Source organism: Pseudarthrobacter sp. NIBRBAC000502772, assembly GCF_006517235.1.
In the GTDB taxonomy this organism is placed as follows: domain Bacteria; phylum Actinomycetota; class Actinomycetes; order Actinomycetales; family Micrococcaceae; genus Arthrobacter.
Genome location: NZ_CP041188.1, coordinates 4,292,979 through 4,306,899, shown reverse-complemented (window position 1 = coordinate 4,306,899; position 13,921 = coordinate 4,292,979). Strand labels below are relative to the sequence as shown.

Sequence of the window (13,921 nt, the reverse complement as noted above, 5' to 3'; positions counted from 1 at the left end):
TGATGAAGCTCGCAGACAGCTAGCTGCGTTTTTTGCCGAGGTGCCCATGAACTATGTTCTCGCCCTTGACGTCGGGACCAGTTTCACCGCCGCCGCCATAGTTCGAATCAATCACGACGCTTCACGTGTTCCGGAGAGCCTGCCGCTGGGGCTCCGCGGAACGGCTGTGCCTTCGGTGGTTTACTACCCCGAGGAAGGCCCCATCCTGGTGGGGGAGGCGGCCGAGCGCCGCGGCCTTGACTCCCCGGAGCGGGTGGTGCGGGAGTTCAAAAGGCGCGTCGGAGACGACGTCCCCATTGCCGTCGGCACTCTTTCCCTCCCTGCTGAGGACGTCTTCGCCACTATGGCCCGATGGGTCGCAGACCGGGCTGAAGAACGCGAGGGAGCGCCGCCGTCGGACATTATCCTTTCCCACCCTGCCTCCTGGGGTGCGCACCGAACGCAGCTCGTCCTCGCTGCCCTTGCCTCAAAAGACCTGACAAAGGTCACGCTGATCAGCGAACCGGAAGCGGCGGCGCTGCACTACGCCGCCCAGGTGCGGGTGGAGGCTGGCAGTACCATCGCCGTCTACGACCTCGGTGGCGGGACCTTTGACACCGCCGTCCTGAAGAAGACGGACGCCGGCCACTTTGAACTGCTGGGCCGGCCCGAAGGGATCGAGGGGCTGGGCGGCGCCGACTTCGACGCAGCCGTCCTGCGGTACGTTGCCGATCACGCCGGGCAGGGCCTGGCCAATCTTGACCCGTCGGCGCCCGGAGCGCTGGCGGCCCTGTCCCGCCTGCGGCGGGAGTGTGTGGAAGCCAAGGAGGCGTTGTCCGCGGACAGCGAGGCGAGCATTTCGGTGCTCCTGCCGGGATTCCAGCAGCAGGTGCGGCTGGTCCGGTCCGACTTCGAGGCGATGATCAGGGAGCCCATCCGGGAAACAGTGGACGCCCTGGAGCGTTCCCTGCAGGACCTGGGGCTCACCCCGGACGACCTGTCCGCGGTGCTTCTCATCGGCGGCTCATCGCGCATTCCCCTGGTGGCACAGCTGATTTCGGAGCAGCTGGACCGGCCGATCGCCGTGGACGCCGATCCGAAGTCATCCATCTGCCTCGGCGCGGCGGTTGCCGCCCTTCGCGCTCAGCCGGAGGGCGCCGCGCAGCCCGCTGCCATGACCGCACAGCTGGCCGACGCCGTCGTGCTCACGCAGGCTGACGGGCATCATGGGACTGCCGGCCGACGAGCCAGCTGGTCCCGGCATGCCGACGCCGGTGCTGCAGCACTCGCCGCCGGCGCCCATGCCGCCGGTGCCCATGCTGGCGGGCGCAAGGGCGGCGCGCACGGGCCACGTCCGACCGTGCGGCTGACTGCGGTAGCAGCGGTAGCGGCGCTCTTTACCGGGCTGACGGCGACGGCAGCCCAGGGCCCGGACGGACTCGGCAGCCTCTCGGCGATGTTCGCCCCGTCGGCGGATGCGGCGAAGGACACGCCAAGCGCTGCTCCTCCTGACGGAACCGGCGGACCTGGCTCCGGTGGCCCCGCGGCAGGAGCAGGCGCGGCAGTAGCAGGAGCAGGCGCGGCGCAGCTCCCCGTGCAGGGGATTGAAGCCAGCGCCCAGCTGCAGGACAGCGGCGCGCCGGCCAGTTCCACGGGACTGGACATTGCTGCCTCGTCCACCAGCAGGCCACTTACCGAAGCAGGCCAACCAGCAGCCGGCGGAGCCGCTGCCGGGACGGGCACTTCTGGTGAGCCTGCACAGGGTTCCGGAGGCTCCACCCCGGGTACAGTGACCAGCCCGACGACGGATCCGCCGCCGGACGTGGTCCCATTGCCCGTCGATCCTGTACCGGATCCGACCACTGACCCGGCCCCGGGTCCTACCACTGACCCTGCGCCGGATCCGACCACCAATCCGACCACTGACCCGGCTCCGGATCCGACTACTGACCCTGCGCCGGATCCGACCACCAATCCGACCACTGACCCGGCTCCGGATCCGACTACTGACCCTGCGCCGGATCCGACCATGGGCCCGGCTCCAGAGCCGTCGTCGGCACCTGCGCCGGAGCCCGATCCGACGACGGACCCTGCGCCGGAGCCCGACCCGTTCGCGGAACCGTCCCCCACCACGGATCCTGTCCCAACTACCGAGCCGGCGGTCTGAGGCATGGCCGCCAATCATACGCAGCCCGAACGGGAACTGCACGAGGCAGGGACGTCGGCTCCCGCCGGAGCCGCTGATATGGCACAGCAGTTGCGGGGCGAGAATGCGGCAGTCCGTGAACTCCTGCTGGCGCTGTCCGTGGGGTTCACCTTGCCCGGTCCGCTGCCCGGTGAGCTGGCGCACAAGCTGGAAGGCCCTGACGGTCCGGGCCTGGACGCCGTGGTAAACCGCGCCGAGGCCTCCGGCCTGCTGCTTACTGACGGGACAGTCGTTGGCCCCGCGCAACACGCGCTCCTGAACGGCACGCCCACAGCCCGTGTGCATGCATTGCAGCGGGAACTCGTCGGTTTTGTTTCGGCCGAGGGCCAGCCCTTCGGCGACCTTGCCCGCGAGCTGGCGAGGGGCGGACTGGCGGACCCGAGGGTCGCCGCCGAACTCGAAGCCGCAGCGGACAAAGCGCTGCAGCTCAACCCCGGTCTGGCCGTGCAGCTGTACAGCGAAGCGCTGCTGGCAGGGGCGAACGAACTGCGCATCGCTGCCCGCCGCGCCCAGGCCGCAGCCGCTACGGGTGACCTTGACGCCGCCGGCCGGATTATTGACGGGCTCCTGGTGAGCTCTGATCCGCCGGATGTCAGACTTGGCGTGGATGTTGCTGCTTCCGTCTGGGCACAGCGCGGGCTGCTGGTCCGCAGTGCCGACCTCTATGCCTGGCTTGGTCCGGCGAACATGGGCCGATCCGCCCCGCTTGCCGCGGTGGCCATGATCGGCAGCGGCGACCGGGCAGGTGCGGAAGAGGCCTTTCCCGCCGGGTCGGCACCGGTGTCGCCCACATTACTGGCGGTGGCGCTTTCGCAAACGGGCAAGGGCGTGATGGAGTCGATGGAGCGGGATCCACACAAGGGCCTTCCCCTGCTGATCCATGCTTCAGACATGCTCAATGCGTCCGGTTCAGCGCTGCCCCTTCCGGACACCCCTGGAGCGTTGGCCGCGTTAGTGGCCCTCCACAGCGGTGAATCCCACGTAGCGGACACCATCATCCGCTCCGCCGTCACAGCGAGGCAGGGCGGTGACGCCGCCAAGCCACGGCTCCACCTCTTGCAGGCATGGTCGGCCATGCAGCAGGACGATCCGGGCGAAGCACGGCTGGCCATCAACGAAGCCTCCAAAGCCAACCACTGGCCGCTGGTGCCCAGGGACGAGTTCATGTGCGCCGCCCTGGAAGTGGGCCTTGCGCGGCGCAGCGGCGACGTCCATGACCTGGTGATGGCCTGGGAGCGCGCCCGCGAAGCGATGCTGCACACAGCCGTCGACCTTTACAGCCTGCTGCCGTGGGGCGAACTGATGATTGCTGCCGCCCGGTTGCGGGAGACCCGGCGCGTCGCGCATTATCTGGATGAAGCGTGGGTCCTGCTGACCAAGCTGGGGGAGCCGCCCCTGTGGGCCGTCCCGCTTCACTGGGCGGCGGTCCAGGCTGCCCTGCTGAACAAGAGCCCGGCCGACCTTGCCCCGCACGCAGCAGCGCTGGTGCGGGCCTCGGAATACAGTCACATGGCCACTGTGTTCGCCGCGGCAGGCAAGGCCTGGGTCAGCGTCCTGGCCGGCCGGTTCCAGGCGACGGATGTGGAGAACGCAGCCCGGGGACTGAAAGTGGTGGGCATGCCATGGGAAGGGGCCCGGCTGGCAGGACATGCGGCCGCGCAGGCAGACGAGCGCAGGGACATGATGCGGCTCCTTGCCTGCGCCAGGGACCTCCACCCGCAGAGTGGAACCACCGGGCCACCCGCCGGGCCGTCACCGGAAGTACGCCGCGGCGCCGCCGAGAACAACCATGGCGCGCATCCTGACGCCTCGGGGCTCAGCGAACGCGAAAAGGAAGTGGCGCGGTTGGTCCTGGAAGGGAAGACGTACCGGGAAATCGGCGAAGCCATCTACATTTCCCCCCGGACCGCTGAACATCACATTGCCAGGATGCGGCGGAGGCTTGGGGCCGAAAACCGCTCCGATCTGTTGGTCCGCCTGAGGCTGGCGCTAACTGCAGATCATCCGGGCCAGGACGGAGCCACTGCTGCCCCTAGCCACGAAACAGGCAAACCCCTAATGCGGGGCATCCGGGTACGGGGACACAACCCGATGTCCGGCCCCTACGAAGGACCTTAGGTTTGATTTAAGCCCGGCACCGAGGCCTGGCGATCCACAACTCCGAGATGATTTGAGGACCATCCAATGCCTACACTCGCAAACCAGCTCGTTCAGTTCCTCATGGGCCTGTTCAACAACCCCGCCGCTGCCCAGGAGTTCCTGCACGATCCGGAGCGTTCACTCGAGGGTGCCGGCCTGCGCGGAGTCTGCTCCGCCGATGTTGACGCCGCTATGCCGGTTGTCCTGGACTACGCACCCATCACTGTCAACGCTTCTTCCTTCGACCGGGAGTACAACACCGGCGGGAACACCTCATGGACCGGAGGCATCGGCGGCGCCGGCCACACCCCGCCTCCTGGAGGCGGCGGTTCTGGACACACTCCGGGGCACGACCACCATGACGATCACGCCCATGCCGTCCAGCAGCTGCACCACGTGGTGAACAACTACTCCTACACCTCAACGGTGGATGACCGGGACACGATCACGGACCAGTCGGTCAACCAGAACATCTGGGCCGACGGCGACGTGAACCAGTGGTTCGACAACGAGGCTGTCATCGCATCCGGTGATAAGGCCCTGGCTGCCGGAGACGACAACAACGTCCGGGACTCCTACAACACCACCGATTCGTACAACACGGACAACACCACGGACAATTCCACGGACAACTCGATCACCGCCGGCGGCGACGTCAACATCGGCAACCGCGATCTGGATGTGGCAGATTCGTTCAACACCGACGTTGACATTGATGTCGCTGATTCGTTCAACGACAACTCGGACAACTCCGATAATTCGGATAACTCGGACAACTCGGATAACTCCGTGGATAACTCGGAGGATAACTCGGTGAAGATTGAGGATTCCTTCCAGGACAACTCCGATAACTCCACCGAGGACAACTCCCTCGTAGTCAACGACAACTCGGACAACTCCATCGAAGACAACTCCACCGAGGACAACTCCACCGAAGACAACTCCACCACCGATGTTGCGATTGAGGATTCCTTCCAGGACAACTCGGATAACACCACCAACACCGAGGTTGCGGTTGAGGACTCCTTCAACGACAACTCGCAGGCGGAGACCACCGAGGTGGAGGTGGTTGATTCCTTCAACCCGGTTGAGGTTGTGGTTGAGGATTCTTTCCAGGACAACTCCACCGAGGACAACTCGACGAACACTGACGTGGCTGTGGACACCGACGTCGCGGTCGAAGATTCGGAGATCAGCCTATAAACATCAAGTTCCGGGTACCGGGAGCGCCCGGCAGGAGGCCATCGACCTCCTGCCGGGCTCTTCGCGGATTATCCCCCGCCCCACCCGCACCCCTGCTGCAAAGGACAGATTATGGCTGAATCGCAACGACCGGGAGGCCCTGGACATGCGCCGGTGCCGATGAACGCCGGCCAGCTGGCGTTGCTGGTGGAGCAGGGCATCGAGCTGGTGGGGACAGGGGACCGCGCGGACCTGCGGAAACGCCTGGACCAGACCCTGCGACGGCTGAAGGATCCGAGTATCCGCGTGATCGTGGTGGGGGAATTCAAGCAAGGAAAAAGCAAACTTATCAACGCCCTGGTGAACGCCCCGGTGTGCCCTGTCGACGACGACATCGCCACCTCCGTGCCCACCGTGGTCCGCAACGGGGAACCCGCGTCCGCCGCCATCCTGCTGCCCAAAGCCGGCACAGAGCCCGGCGACGACGCCGCAATCGAGCGGCAGCCCATCAACATAGCGGACCTGGCGGCCTACGTTTCCGAGCGGGGCAACCCCGGAAACGTCAAGAAGCTGGTAGCGGCCGAAGTTTTCCTGCCCCGCAAGGTCCTGGCCGGCGGGCTGACGGTCATCGATTCGCCGGGTGTGGGAGGACTGGGCTCCTCGCACACATTGACCACCCTCACAGCCTTGCCCACAGCGGACGCCATGCTGCTGGTTTCAGATGCCTCGCAGGAATACACCGAGCCCGAAATGCGGTTCCTGCGCCAGGCCATGCGGATCACCCCGAGCGTTGCGGGCATCCTGTCCAAAACGGACCTGTATCCGGACTGGCGGCGTGTGGAGGCCATGGACCGTGCCCAGCTCGCGCAGGTGGCGCCGGACATCCCGCTGTTCGCGGTTTCCTCGGATCTCCGGCTGGAGGCTGCACGCCTGCAGGACAGCGAACTCAACGCCGAGTCGGGTTTCCCCGTGTTGATCGGCCACCTCCGGAATGAAATTGTGGGCAAGGCGGAACGGCTGCAACGGCGCTCCGTCAGCCAGGACTTGCTTTCCGTGACTGAGAACCTGCGCCTGTCCCTGCGGTCCGAGCTGGGAGCGCTTGAGGATCCGCACGGGACGCCGCGGATGATTGCAGGGCTGGAGGAGGCGAAGTCACAGGCCGATGAGCTGCGCAAACGTTCCGCCCGGTGGCAGATTACGCTCAACGACGGCATCGGCGACCTGATCGCGGACATGGAGTACGACCTCCGGGACCGTCTGCGGCGCATCCAGCGCGAAGCCGAGGCCGCTATTGACCAGGGCGATCCCGGCCCCACCTGGACCCAGTTTTCCGCGTGGCTCGAGGAGTGTGCCGCCGCCGCGATCTCGGACACGTTTGTGTGGACCAGCGAACGCGCGCAGTGGCTGGCCGCGCAGGTGGCGGAGCATTTTTCAGAGGACGAAGTGGCCCTGCCGGTGCTTCACATCTCGGACACCGACGACGCGTTGGACCCGGTGGACACCATGCCAAGGCTCGACGACGGGCACATCAACCCCCTGCAGAAGGTCCTGATCGGCATGCGCGGATCCTACGGCGGCGTGCTGATGTTCGGGCTCCTGACCGGGATTTTTGGCATGGCCCTGATCAATCCTTTGTCAGTGGGCGCGGGCCTGCTGCTGGGCCGCAAGGCGTACCGCGAGGACAAGGAAGCACGGCTGAAGCGCCGGCAGGCCGAAGCCAAGGCGCTGGTCCGCCGGCAGCTGGACGATGTCACGTTCCAGGTGGGCAAGCAGCTCAAGGACCGGCTCCGGCTGGTGCAGCGCTCCACCCGGGACCACTTCACGGAAATCGCGGACGAAAACCATCGCTCCCTGGCGGATTCGGTGGCGGCGGCCCAGAAGGCAGCCACCACCTACACGCTGGAAAAGGACATTCGCATCCGCGAGATCAAGGCCGAGCTCAAGAAGGTGGACGCCCTGCACCATGCCGCCGGCCTGGTGGCCGCCGAAGTGGCCCAATCCCCGGGGCCGCAGGCCGCGCAGTCTTCGGCGGAGAAGTCTCCGGCCGGGCGCGGCACGGCGTCGGGAAGTCCGGCGATGGGAAACCCGGCGATGGGAAACCCGGCGTCGGGAAGTCCGACGACGGGGAGCCAGTCGGTGGGCACTGCGCCGGTGGGTGCGGCGGGCAGATGAAGGAGTCCATCAGCGCAGGAGTGGCGGACCTGATCCAGGACGCCCTGCTTGTGTATGCGGACGACCCCGCTGCGGCTGCGGCATTGGAGACTTATGCCCGGCGGCTCTCCGAGCCCCTCAGGCTCGCTGTGGCAGGCATGGTCAAGGCGGGAAAATCCACGCTGCTGAACGCCATCATCGGGGAAGAGATCGCCCCGACCGACACCGGGGAATGCACAAAGATTGTGACCTGGTACCGCTACGGGCACACGCCGCGGATCACGGCCTACCCCATCGCCGGTGAACCGCGTATCCTGCCGCTGAAGCGCGTGGACGGCCGCCTGGTGTTTGTCCTGGGCAACGCCCGCGCCGAGGACATGGAACGGCTGGTGGTGGAGTGGCCCTCGCCGGCCCTGCGCGAGCTCACCCTGATAGACACCCCGGGAATTGCCTCGTTGTCCGAAGACGTCTCTGCCCGGTCCACCGATTTCCTCATCCCCGTGGACGCGCCCTCCGAGGCTGATGCCATCATTTACCTCATGCGCCACATGCACGCCTCGGACCTGCGGTTCCTCGAATCCTTCAGGGATACCGAGGCGGGTAGGTCGGGAACCGTGAACGCCCTTGCCGTGCTGTCCCGCGCCGACGAGATCGGTGCGGGCCGCATTGATTCGCTGCTCTCCGCAGGTGACATCGCTGACCGGTACCGCCGGGACCACAGCCTGCGGAAGCTGGCGTTGGGGGTGGTCCCGGTGGCCGGGCTGCTGGCGCAAAGCGCACGCAGCATGCGCCAGTCGGACTTCGAGTCCCTGCAGGTCCTGGCCGGCATGGAGCGGTCGGCCCGGGAACGGATGCTGCTCTCGGCGGACAGGTTCATCAGGGCCAGTGTCCCGCAAAGCCTGGGCGCCGACGCCCGGGCCTCCCTCCTTGAGCGGTTCGGGCTGTTCGGGATACGCCTGGGCGTGGTGCTGATTCGGAGTGGATTCACTGAACCCACGCCACTGGCGCATGAACTGGCCCGGCGCAGCGGGTTGGACCCGTTGCTGCACCTTGTGGCCCGGCAGTTCCAGGCCCGCGGGGATGCCCTCAAAGCCCGTACTGCCTTGGTGGGAGTGGAAAGCTTGCTGCGCACCGCGCCCAGGGAGGGGGCCGGCCGCCTGGCCGCAGCCTTGGAACGCCTTCAGGCCAACGCCCATGAGTTTCGTGAGCTCCGCCTGCTCGCCACGATCCGTACCACGGGGGTATCCCTCAGTGATGAATTGGCGGCGGAGGCTGAAATGCTGGTCGGCGGCTGGGGTGCGGCGCCCGCCCTGAGGATGGGGCTGGCTCCGGATGCCGGACCGGACGTAGTCCTGGCCGAAGCCCGCCGCTTCCTAAACCGGTGGCGGACGGTATCGGAAAACCCGCTGACGGAGCGGTCAGCCGTTGAGGCCTGCCGCGTGGTGATGCGCAGCTGTGAGGGCGTCGTGGCCGAATGCTCGGCCCTGCAACTCGACCCGCAGTCCGCTTGAGGTCGGCCCTTATTGCCGCGTCCGCGCCGGCCTGACCTGCGCCGACTGGATCCGCGCCGTGAGCCACCTGCCCGCCGACGGCACAAAAACCGCCACCAGGCCGAAGAACGCGAGGAGTAGCTGGGCTCCCCAGAGCATCACAACGTAACTGCCGGCGTCGCCGTCGGGTACGAGGAAAGCTGCGGCCACCACCATGACCACCACTTGCCCGGCCAGCAGCGGGATCAGCAGCCAGCGGGACCAGCCGCGGCGCGCTGCGAAAATAGCCAGCGCCGCCGCTTCAAACAGCATCACCAGCAGCAGGGCGCCCAGGCTGCCCCAGAAAACAATGGCCGCGGATGTGGTCACAGCGTCAGGTCCGCCGCCGGGCGACATCTGGTCCACCACAGTGCGGAGCCGCTCCAGGTGTGAGTCGCGGGTCAGGAATGAACCGACAACTACGGCCAGGCCTGCAACGAAGCTGAGCAGCCAAAAGGTCCGCGCCAGGCGGACGCTCCGCGGTGCCGGCGGAATGACAACGATGGGCGCCGGCGCGGCGTAGGACAGCCCGGGCCGCGGCGGCGGCAGAGGGGGCGTGGCAGCCCCGGCGGGTGCAACTGGCTGTTGGGATTCTCCGTCGGGGTGCTGGGCCACGTTTTGCCTACTTTACGTCGCCGGTATCGTGGGTGTCCGCGTCTCCCGTGCTGGCACCGCCGGCTTCGTCGTGGCCGATCCCATCCTTGCCCCGCGTACCTGCGTTGTTCTGTCCGGTGCCAGCGGGACCGCCGTCGGCCTTGGCGTTCGTCTCAAGGTCATCCTTGAGCTTCTTCAGGCGGGCAGCCTCGGCCTGGTTGCGGCGGCGCATTTCCAGGTTGCGGAGGAAATCGGGATCATCATCCGGGGCGGTGGGATGGCTGCGTGGTTGGCGGACCGGGGCTGAGTCACGCGGACGGCCGATCAGCAGCCAGAGGATGGCTCCGAGCACCGGAAGGACAATCATCACCACGATCCAGGCCGGCTTGGAGATCCCGCGGGTGAGGCGGCCGTCAGTGCGGATCACGTCCACCAGGCCGTACACAAAGATGACGAGAACTGCGACGGCGAGAACCACACGGAAGAGCATGCCATTAAGTCTATCGTCCGCAGGCCGGGGGCGTTCAGGCAGGGCGGCTAAACTTGAACCGTGGCTTTTCTGAAATACTCCCTGATCCGGCTGGCGCTGTTTGCGCCGCTCTTTGTGCTTTTTATGTTCCTGGAGCTGGGGGCGGTGCTGTCAGTCATCTGCGCAGCGCTGATCGCGTTTGCGGTCAGCTACCTTTTCTTCCAGAAACAGCGCGACGCCGCCGCTGCCGCCATTCACGGCCGGCTATCCGGCAAGGCCAAGCCGCTGCGCAGTGAAAGCGAGGTGGCCGACGCCGAAGCCGAGGACAGCCTCCTGGACGCCAACCCGGATGTCACCATCCGGAACAGCGGCCCGAAGGCCCCCGAAACCGGAACGCCGGCCCCGAAGGCCCCCGAGGCCTAGAATCCGTGGCTGAGCACCAGTCCCAGTGAGAACAGCAGGCTGTAGCCGAGGTTGATCAGGCCGGTCTGCTGCAGCACGGGAATGAGGCTTTTGCGCTTGCGGCCGTTGATCATCAGCCAGGCGGGCATCAGGCACGCCGGGATGAGCAGCAGCACGATCAGCATCCACGGCCGCCCGGGAGCCAGGATGACCACCAGCAGGATGGCCACGGCGAGCATCAGCACGTAGCTTTCGCGGGCGTGCTTGTCGCCCAGGCGCACGGCCAGCGTCTTTTTGCCGGCCTGGATGTCGGTGGGGATGTCGCGGACGTTGTTGGCCATCAGCAGGGCGCAGGCAATGAGGCCGGTGCCGATCGCGCCGATAACGGCCGGCAGGTTGACCTGGCCGGCCTGGGTGTAAGTGGTGCCGAGTGTTGCCACCAGGCCGAAGAAGACAAACACAAAAACGTCGCCCAGGCCCATGTAGCCGTACGGGTTCTTGCCGCCGGTGTAGCCCCACGCGGCCATGACGCAGCCGACTCCCACCAGGATCAGCCACCAGCTCTGGGTGATCAACACCAGCGCCAGGCCGAACAGCATGGCCACGGCAAAGGCCCCGAACGCTGCATATTTGACGTGTTCCGGCTGGGCGGCGCCGGAACCCACCAGCCGCAGGGGTCCCACGCGGTCCTCGTCGGTGCCGCGGACGCCGTCGGAATAATCGTTGGCGTAGTTCACGCCGATCTGCAGCAGCAGCGCCACCAGGGCGGCCAGCACGGCATTAACGGGGCGGAACGAATCCAGCTCGTAGGCCGCGGCGGTGCCGATCAGTACCGGGGCGATGGCGGCCGGCAAAGTGCGGAGGCGGGCGCCTTGGATCCATTGTGCGGCTGTGGCCACGGTCAGTACCTCGTGTTGGGTCGGGAGAACGGCGAAACGGTGGTGGCGGCCGCGAACGGGCCGCCGGTGCAGCTCTACTCTACTTTCCCTGGTGCAGCGCGTTGAGCCGTTCGATCATCGCCAGGCGGTCCGGCTTGCCGTTCGGAAGCATCGGCAGTTCCGGGGCAGCCAGCACGGTTTTCGGCGCCAGGAGGCCCAGCCGCCGGTGCCATTCCTCCTTAAGCACGACGGCGTGATCCCCTGCTGGGGTGCCGGCCGCACCTGAGTCCGGGGCTGGGTCCGCGACTGCTCCCGAGGCAGCGGCGTCGAACGCAACAAACGCGGCCACGGCCTGGCCCCATTCTGTGGACGGGACGCCGGCCACAAAAGCCGCCACGACGCCGTCGGACTTTTCCAGCTCTTCCTGCACATGCGCGGCGGAGACCTTGACGCCGCCGGTGATGATGACGTCGTCGGCGCGGCCCAGCACGGTGAGCCGGCCGTCCGCGTCCAGCGTGCCGAGGTCATTGGTGCGGTACCAGCGGACGCCGTCCTCCTCGAAAAACGTGTCCGTCGCTTCGGGCGCATCCACATAGCCGGCGGCCACGGTGTCGCCGCCCAGCAGGATGCGGCCGTCGTCGGCCACCCGGACCTGGACACCTTCCAGCGCCACGCCGTCGTACACGCAGCCGCCGCAGGTTTCGGCGGACCCGTAGGTAGTGACCACCCTGACGCCGGCCTGGCGGGCCGCGTCCAGCAGTTCAGCCGACGCCGGTGAGCCGCCCAGCAGGATGGCGTTGAACCGCCGCAGGACGGCCAGGGTCTCCGGTGACGGCGCCTCCAGGAGGCGCTGGAGCTGGGTGGGTACCAGCGACGTGAAGCGGAACTTGTCGGTCAGCTCCAGGGCGCCGGCCGTGAACGCCTCGGGGGTGAAACCGCCGGACATGTCCATCACCCACGGGCGGGTACCGGCGAACAGTGACCGCACCAGGACCTGCACGCCTGCCACGTACTGCACGGGCAGGGCCAGGAGCCACTGGCCTTCGCCCTTGAGCGCCAGGGCGGTGGCCATGGAGGAGGCTGCCAGCGCCTCGACGGTCAGGATGGTGGCCTTCGGCGCGCCCGTCGAGCCGGACGTGCGGACCACCGCCACGGCGTCATCGCAGCCGGGCGTCTCGGTGTGTCCCACCACCAGTTCGCCGTTGGGGCCTGCGGAAAGTTCGACGGCGGGTCCCTCACCGTGGAGGGCGGCGGCCAGGGCTTTGAGCACCGGGTCGATGTCCGTGGGACCGGTGGTCTGGGTTCCGAGATTCATGTGCCGTCCTGCCTTTGAAGTCAGCCGGGGCCTGGAGGCCGGCCGGCTTGGAAGTTTGTGCCTAGACGTGGTGCCTAGAAGTAGTGCGGGAAGCGGGACCAGTCCGGGTCGCGTTTCTCCAGGAAGGCTTCCTTTCCTTCCACCGCCTCGTCCGTCATGTAGGCCAGGCGGGTGGCTTCGCCGGCGAAGACCTGCTGGCCGGCCAGGCCGTCGTCGGCAAGGTTGAACGCGAATTTCAGCATCCGGATGGCCTGCGGTGACTGCCGGGCGATGTCCGCGGCGTATTCCAGGGCCACCTCTTCGAGGCGCTCGTGGTCCACGGCCTCGTTCACGGCGCCCATCCGGACCATGTCCTCGGCGGAATATTCGCGGGCCAGGAAGAAGATCTCGCGGGCGGACTTCTGGCCGATCTGGCGGGCCAGCAGCGCCGAGCCGTACCCGGCGTCGAAACTTCCCACCGTGGCGTCCGTCTGCTTGAACTTGCCGTGCTGGCGGGAGGCGATGGTGAGGTCCGAGACCACGTGCAGGGAGTGCCCGCCGCCGGCAGCCCAGCCGTTCACCACGGCGATGACCACCTTGGGCATGGTCCGCATGAGCCGCTGGACCTCGAGGATGTGGAGCCGTCCGGCGCGGGCGGGATCGATGGTTTCCGTGGTCTCGCCGTCGGCATAGCGGTACCCGTCACGGCCGCGGATGCGCTGGTCCCCGCCGGAGCAGAAGCTGTGGCCGCCGTCCTTGGGGGAGGGGCCGTTGCCGGTGAGCAGGACCGTGGCGACGTCCGGGGTCATGCGGGCGTGGTCCAGGGCGCGGTAGAGCTCGTCCACGGTGCCGGGGCGGAAGGCGTTGCGGACTTCCGGGCGGTTGAAGGCGATGCGGACGGTGGGCAGGTCCCTGGTTTCCGTTCCGGTTGTTGAGCCCGTTCCGGTTGTTGAGCCCGTCGAAACACGCTCTACCTGCCGGTGGTACGTCATGTCCTGGAAGTCGTCGAAACCGGACACGGTGCGCCAGCGGGTGGGGTCAAAGACGTCGGACACCTTGGCGGGAAGTTGGTTGCTCACCGGACAAGTCTAGTAATCG

11 protein-coding genes are annotated in these 13,921 nt (G+C 67.1%); 6 read left to right on the top strand and 5 right to left on the bottom strand.

Annotation, left to right across the window (positions count from 1 at the left end):
* The first annotated feature begins 46 nt into the window (after positions 1-46).
* From NIBR502772_RS19995 to NIBR502772_RS19980, 5 genes are all read left to right on the top strand, one after another.
* The gene (locus NIBR502772_RS19995; RefSeq protein WP_141141495.1) at positions 47-2,146 is read left to right on the top strand and encodes an Hsp70 family protein; all 2,100 of its coding nucleotides are present in this window, start codon (positions 47-49) and stop codon (positions 2,144-2,146) included.
* A 3-nt stretch (positions 2,147-2,149) separates the two neighbouring features.
* The gene (locus NIBR502772_RS19990; protein WP_141141494.1) at positions 2,150-4,303 is read left to right on the top strand and encodes a LuxR C-terminal-related transcriptional regulator; all 2,154 of its coding nucleotides are present in this window, start codon (positions 2,150-2,152) and stop codon (positions 4,301-4,303) included.
* Between the two features lie 66 nt (positions 4,304-4,369).
* Positions 4,370-5,527 carry an IniB N-terminal domain-containing protein gene (locus NIBR502772_RS22535; RefSeq protein WP_168223586.1) on the top strand — a complete coding sequence of 386 codons (1,158 nt, stop codon included), beginning with the start codon at positions 4,370-4,372 and terminating at the stop codon, positions 5,525-5,527.
* 159 nt (positions 5,528-5,686) lie between these two features.
* Positions 5,687-7,678, top strand: coding sequence for a dynamin family protein (locus NIBR502772_RS19985; RefSeq protein ID WP_141142180.1), 1,992 nt, complete (start codon positions 5,687-5,689; stop codon positions 7,676-7,678).
* Positions 7,675-9,168: a dynamin family protein gene (locus NIBR502772_RS19980; RefSeq protein WP_141141493.1), complete on the top strand. Its 1,494-nt coding sequence runs from the start codon at positions 7,675-7,677 to the stop codon at positions 9,166-9,168. Before NIBR502772_RS19985 ends, NIBR502772_RS19980 begins: the two co-directional genes overlap by 4 nt.
* Before the next feature lie 9 nt (positions 9,169-9,177).
* Here the strand turns inward: NIBR502772_RS19980 and NIBR502772_RS19975 are convergent, their stop codons facing one another.
* Positions 9,178-9,801 (bottom strand): DUF6264 family protein, encoded by a 624-nt coding sequence (locus tag NIBR502772_RS19975; RefSeq protein WP_246848601.1) that lies wholly within the window; start codon positions 9,799-9,801, stop codon positions 9,178-9,180.
* Positions 9,802-9,808: 7 nt separating this feature from the next.
* Positions 9,809-10,270, bottom strand: a complete 462-nt coding sequence (locus NIBR502772_RS19970) for a PLD nuclease N-terminal domain-containing protein (RefSeq protein WP_141141492.1) — start codon at positions 10,268-10,270, stop codon at positions 9,809-9,811.
* 60 nt (positions 10,271-10,330) lie between these two features.
* Here NIBR502772_RS19970 and NIBR502772_RS19965 point away from each other — a divergent pair, with 60 nt between their 5' ends.
* The gene (locus NIBR502772_RS19965) at positions 10,331-10,672 is read left to right on the top strand and encodes a DUF4229 domain-containing protein (protein WP_141141491.1); all 342 of its coding nucleotides are present in this window, start codon (positions 10,331-10,333) and stop codon (positions 10,670-10,672) included.
* On the opposite strand, the gene NIBR502772_RS19960 is transcribed toward NIBR502772_RS19965, so the two are convergent.
* The 3 genes from NIBR502772_RS19960 to NIBR502772_RS19950 form a co-directional block, all read right to left on the bottom strand.
* Complete coding sequence (locus NIBR502772_RS19960) at positions 10,669-11,550, bottom strand: 1,4-dihydroxy-2-naphthoate polyprenyltransferase (RefSeq protein WP_058931394.1); 882 nt, start codon at positions 11,548-11,550, stop codon at positions 10,669-10,671. The two genes, NIBR502772_RS19965 and NIBR502772_RS19960, sit on opposite strands and share 4 nt — an antisense overlap.
* A gap of 79 nt (positions 11,551-11,629) precedes the next feature.
* Entirely contained in the window at positions 11,630-12,844 is a 1,215-nt protein-coding gene (locus NIBR502772_RS19955) for an AMP-binding protein (RefSeq protein WP_141141490.1), read from the bottom strand.
* 74 nt (positions 12,845-12,918) lie between these two features.
* Entirely contained in the window at positions 12,919-13,902 is a 984-nt protein-coding gene (locus NIBR502772_RS19950) for a 1,4-dihydroxy-2-naphthoyl-CoA synthase (protein ID WP_141141489.1), read from the bottom strand.
* Between the last annotated feature and the right edge of the window lie 19 nt (positions 13,903-13,921).